Annotated in this window: 6 protein-coding genes; all 6 read right to left on the minus strand. The window is 51.3% G+C overall.

Annotated features, from left to right (window positions below; translation table 11 throughout):
• Positions 1-204: hypothetical protein (locus V2I46_02320; GenBank protein ID MEE4176324.1), on the minus strand; the 204-nt coding region annotated here is incomplete at its 3' end.
• A gap of 220 nt (positions 205-424) precedes the next feature.
• Positions 425-613 (minus strand): hypothetical protein, encoded by a 189-nt coding sequence (locus V2I46_02325; protein ID MEE4176325.1) that lies wholly within the window; start codon positions 611-613, stop codon positions 425-427.
• A 362-nt stretch (positions 614-975) separates the two neighbouring features.
• Positions 976-2,004, minus strand: a complete 1,029-nt coding sequence (locus V2I46_02330; GenBank protein MEE4176326.1) for a low specificity L-threonine aldolase — start codon at positions 2,002-2,004, stop codon at positions 976-978.
• A 63-nt stretch (positions 2,005-2,067) separates the two neighbouring features.
• A complete protein-coding gene (alr, locus tag V2I46_02335; GenBank protein MEE4176327.1) occupies positions 2,068-3,219 on the minus strand; it encodes an alanine racemase in 1,152 nt (383 codons plus the stop codon).
• Positions 3,212-4,375, minus strand: coding sequence for an amidohydrolase (locus V2I46_02340; protein MEE4176328.1), 1,164 nt, complete (start codon positions 4,373-4,375; stop codon positions 3,212-3,214). The genes alr and V2I46_02340 overlap by 8 nt, the downstream gene beginning before the upstream one ends.
• A 214-nt stretch (positions 4,376-4,589) precedes the next feature.
• Positions 4,590-5,765: hypothetical protein (locus V2I46_02345; protein ID MEE4176329.1), on the minus strand; the 1,176-nt coding region annotated here is incomplete at its 5' end.

The following is a 5,765-nucleotide window of genomic DNA, read 5'->3' on the forward strand; positions in this document are numbered from 1 at the left end:
TGGAATGCCCTGTTTACGGGCAATTCTCTGGTAAACCTGGCGGTTGAATTCAGCACGAAGTAATTGGAGGAATTCTTCCTTCCGGTTCCTTCGGGGGATGGGCTTCACTTCCTCTGGCAGTTCGTAAAACACCTTGCTGGAATGCTTGACCAGGACCCGGATCATCGCAGCGGCGATGTGAAAATCCGTGTCACTGCCTTCCATTCTATTCTGTTCTATTCTATTCTGTTCTATTCTGTTCAATTCAATTCAATTCTATTCTATTCTTGTTGGCTTTTCATCAGCTCGGGGGCTTGCGGGGCCGGTAGGCAGCATTCCTCTTTCCTTTCTGTTCGATGTATTCCGTGAGTTCCTGTTGGTAAAGTTTCTGAAGGTTTTCCGCCTCCTACCGAAGGCTGGGATGGACCTTCTGCCCCAGATTCCTTCAGAGCGTCAGCCGGCCCTTGCCGGCAGAAGTCCGGGCGGTCACGAACAAAAACAGCTTGGGATAAACACTCCGGTTGTTATAAAAACCAAAAATCCTGACAAGGCAGGCACTTAAAGTGGTGAGGGATCCCAGCAGCAAGAGGTCACGCTTCTCATCGGTCTCGGCCACTTGCATCACTTTTTGCAAAAAAACTGGGAAATTTTCATTTTTACAGAAATGAAAATATTGAAAATATTGAAAATATTGAAAATTTCTCCCCATCTCGTACAAAGGAGAAGGTGGGCATCGGGACCCTCAACCGATTGATTTCAGATCAACGATTAACGATTTATGATTTAAGAAGTTAACCCCGAACCTTGAACCTTGAATTGAAAGAACCTCCCCCCAACCCCCTCGCCTGAGGCGAGACAAGCTCTCCAAAGGGGGAGTAAGACCCAAGCCTTTTGATTTCAGATTAACGATTAACGATTTATGATTTTTGATTTGCCTGAAGCCTAACCTTAAACCTTGAACCTTGATCCTTGATCCTTGAACATTGAACCCCTAACCTAAAGCGCCTCTTTCAGCGCCTCCACAAACTTTTCGATGTCTTCTTCGGTGGTTGCGAAGGATGTCATCCAGCGGACTTCTGAGCGGGTTTCGTTCCACATGTAGAAGAAGTATTTCTTCCTGAGCTTTTCGATGGTTGTTTTGGGCACGATGGCAAAGACGCCGTTGATTTCAACCTTTTGGGTGACCTGCACCTGGGGGATGTCGCGCACTTTTTCGGCCAGGAGTTGTGCCATACGATTGGCGTGACGGGCATTATGGAGCCAGAGGTCGTTGGTGAGCAGGGCGTTGAACTGGGCGCTTATGTACCGCATCTTGGAGGCCAGCTGCATCGATTGCTTGCGCACGTATTCGAAATCCTTTCCCAGGTCGCCTTTGAGGAACACCACGGCTTCGCCCAGGAGGATGCCATTTTTTGTGCCCCCGAAGGATAGCACATCGACCCCGGTATCGGTCACCATTTCGCGGAAAGAGATGCCCAGTGCTGCAGCGGCATTGGCAATGCGGGCGCCGTCCATATGCAGCAGCATATTGTTTTCGTGGGCATAGCGGGCAATATCACTGATCTCGGCAGGGGTATAGACGGTACCCATTTCGGTGGCCTGGGTGATGGAGACGACCCTGGGTTGTGAATGATGCTGAAAGCCTACCGAGTGCATCAGGGGCTTGATTTGTTCCACGCGGATCTTCCCATCGGGAGCGGAAAGGATGTGTAGCTTACAACCGCTAAACTTCTCGGGTGCACCGCATTCATCATTCTCGATGTGGGCGGTCTCGGAGGTGATGATGGCCTGCCAGGGGCGGGTGAGGTGCGACAGGGCGGATACGTTGGCTCCTGTGCCGTTGAACACAAAGAAGACCCTGGTATCGGGACCAAAATGTTCCCGGAACTTCTGTTCGGCATCGGCGGTATAGGGGTCATCGCCATAGGCGATCACATCGCCACGGTTGGCATCCAGCATGGCCTGGAAAACGGCCTCATGGACAGGGGCATTGTTGTCGCTGGCAAAGCTTCTTGTATCTGGCATCGTATGGATTGTTTTGATTGCTGCAAAAGTAAAACTTTATTCTGCTGATAGCGAAAAAGGCGATTATTTTACGATGATCCGGGGGATGTTGGCGGGGAGGCGGGCCAGCAGCTGGTAGTTGAGCTGGTTGCTCATCTCGCAGAAGGAGGCAATGCTGATGTTCATGCGTTTCTGGCGGCCGATCATCACCACTTCATCGCCCTGCTCTACGCCGGGCACATCGGTCACATTGACGGTCATTGTATTCATGGTGACGGTCCCGATCACCGGCACCCTTCTTCCCCTGATAAGCACCCTGCCGGTATTGCTCAGCGAACGGCTGAAACCGTTGCTGTAGCCCACGGGGATCACAGCGATTTTTATTTTCTTATTGGCGAGGTAGGAATCCCCGTATCCCACGAATTGACCGGCCTCCACTTCCTTGACCACCATCACCCTGGACTTCCACGAAAGGGCCCTTTTCAAAACATTGTCGGGCACATTTTCCTTTTTGAAGCGGAACATCTGTGTTTCGGGGCTGGGCCAGAAGCCATACTGTGCAATGCCGAAGCGCACCATATCCATAATGGTGGCAGGGTAGGTGAGGGCTGCCGCTGAGCCTGCGGTATGGCGGTAGTTGGGCAGCAGGCCATGCCGCTTGAAAAAACTGTAAAACTTCCGATAACTTGAGATCTGGTTTTTAACACGCAGATAATTGGCCAGGCTTTCCGCGCCAGCATAATGGGTGCACAAGCCTTCAAAAACCAAATGCCCGTGGTTTTGTTTCATGAAGCGAACCAGTTCGGGCAATTCCGCATATTCAAATCCGGTCCGGTGAAATCCAGTTTCGGCTTCGATATGGATGCGGGCCTTGCGGCCTGTCTTTTTCGCCAGCCCGATGGCCTGTTCCAGGCGGTTTTTCTCGAACACATAGAATTCAAGCCCGTTTTCAACGGCCCATTCCAGCTCATCATCGCCGATATGGCCCATGATCATGATGCGGGTTTCGGGCTGCTTCACCTTAAAGGCCTCCAGGGCTTCCTGGGCCGAGAATACGGAGAAATGATCCAGCCCGGCTTCTTCACCCAGGGGCAGGATGATTGCTGTGCCGTGACCATAGGCATTGCCCTTGATCACCGAGGATATCCTGGCTTCTTTGCCAATGATCTTTTTGAGGTATTTGATGTTGCTGATGTAAGCCGAACGGCTGATCTCGATATGGGAAGGATTAAACATTGAACTGATTTTTCTGACTGATGATATGCATAAAAACATTCACCCCGGTTTCAATGAGATGATCGTTAAAGTCGTAATTGTTGTTATGCAGCCCGGGATGGTTTTTCCCGGCACCTATGCCAAACAAAGCCCCGGGATAAGCTGCAGTGAAATGTCCGAAGTCTTCCGACCAGCGGAAGGGTTCACGAATGCTGAGGATTTGCGATTGGTTCATCTCAGCGGCTCTGATAACGGTTTCAAGGGCATCGGGGTGGTTGACGGTGGCCGGGAACACCTCGGTGTATTCGATGGAGGTCTCAATCTTATGTTTTGAAGCCAGGTGTTTCACCAGGTTCTCAGCCATAAACGTCAGTTTGTCCATGTCGGGATCGAGGTATGACCTGAGGGTAGCCATCACGACGGCTTCGCCGGGGTTGGTGCCGAAGGCGCGTTCGCCCAGGCGGGCGTGGATGATGGTGACCAGCGAAAAGTCGTCGAAGGTGTCCTTTAGGTTAGGCAAAGCGGGCAGTGCGATGAGCAGGCTGCGCAACATGTTGAGGGGGCTGTTGCCCTGTTCGGGATGGGCAGCGTGGGAGGACTTCCCCTTGAGGGTGATGATCATGCCCCGGGAGGCAGACGCAAAGGGGCCTTCCTTGACCACGATGGCATTTTCTTCAAATTCGGGCAGGTTGTGCAGGGCAAACACCATATCGGGCTTTAGAACCTCAAAAGCCTCGTCGTGAAGGACTTTCTCCGCGCCCCTGCCTGTTTCCTCGTCGGGCTGAAACAAAAGCGCCACACGCCCTGTTTTGGGCCTTTGCTGCCCCAGCAAGGATGCCACTCCGGACAGGATGGCGGTATGGCCATCGTGACCGCATTTGTGGGCGATGCCCTCATTTTCCGAGCGGTGCTCAAAGTCGTTGACCTCCTGTATGGGCAGGGCATCGATATCGCAGCGCAGCATCAGCTCGGGGCCCTCAAGGCCGGAATCATAGATGGCGACCAGGCCATGGCCCCCAACTTTCTCCAGGAGCTGGTTGGGTTTGGTCTCCAGCAGGAATTTCCTGATCCTGGAAGCCGTCTGGGCTTCTTTTCCTGAGAGTTCCGGATGCCGGTGCAAAGACTTCCTGAAATCAAGGAGTTGACCGATAAGTTCCTGGTCTGGCTTTATTGGCATAATTATGATGAAACTTAAGGCGTATCCGATAATTTTTCACAAAATAAGAAAAAAATGGCAAATGACAGGGGTCGGAGAGGTTTAAAGAAAGAGGCCGGACTCTCCTGTGCCGGCCTCTTTTCTTGATTAAGAAGGAATTGTGCCCCCAAAAACATTTAAACACAATTAATTATTCAGTTTTTCAAAAGGACTTTTCCTTCTTTTTAGGATGTCATTATTTCTGGTAAATAATCCTTCCCGATTGAACCGTATTTTTAACGATCAAACGGTAAATCAGGATTTGTGAAATCAGATCTCCCGGGCTGAATTCAGCCTGGTAGGTGACGCCCTGTTCAACGGGACCATCCATCAGCATGGCCACCCGCTGGCCCGTGAGGTTGATGATTTCAAACCTTGCATGGGCATCTTCGGCAGCCACAAATTCGAAGGTGATTTTGTCGCTGAAGGGGTTCGGGTAAAATCTCACTTGAGCTTCTGCAAGCATAAGATCTGAACCGAATTCAATTTCAGTTGATCTTACCCCCGGACAAGTGACAGTGAAGGTTGATGAACAGGTTTGGGGTTCTTCTCCACCGTTCCAGGTAAATATTACCTCAACGGATCCATTACAACTTGGTGCAGTTGTGGTTGAAGGAGAAATTATTGCATCGGGAACATTCAGGACCACTGCAGAAGCCAGCCAAGCATTAAATTCTGCCTGAATTTGAGCTTGGTCTAATTTTTTCCCATTGATTGTAGTTGCCGGCGGGCAAACAAGTTGTGGGGTATCAGGCACCACAGGCGGATCCTCACCGCCGCCACCACCCGGACAGCCTTCGTTGTTGTTGTAGGCATCAAGGATGGCACCCAGTTCAAGGGCCCGGCTGGCTTGTTGCTTTTGTAAGGGGGTCTTGGGTTTATTCAGGAAATATCCTGTTCCATCGAATCCAATGGCAATAAGCAGGTCAACAGCTTCCGTTTCAATGGCAATCAATTCAAAGCAGATATAGGCTCCGGCGCCCTGGTTCAGCTGGTAAGCCAGCAAGTGTTTGGCCAGGTTATAGGCCGGATCGCTTGCACGGTTCACACCATCCAGATCGCGGTTGTCGAGGATGAGTTGTGCATCATAGCAATTATCCAGCACAAAATCACCCCAGGCGATTCCAAACAAATCAATGATGTCATCGAGCAATGCCCAACCGGAGTAAACCCTGTCGTAAGCGGTGATTAGACCATCCCCGTTCATGTCATCGGCATTTGCCGTTGCGGTGAATTGCTGTCCGCCGCCGGTGCAGGTATTCCAGTTTTTCCAGTAACCCGGGGTACGGGCATCGCCTCCCGGGAAGGTATTGTCAACCTCCAGCTGAAGGGCCAGTGAGGTTTGAGGCTCATAGGTGTTAGCCGGAAGCAA

The sequence above is a fragment of the Bacteroides sp. genome (assembly GCA_036351255.1).
Classification (GTDB): Bacteria; Bacteroidota; Bacteroidia; order Bacteroidales; family UBA7960; genus UBA7960.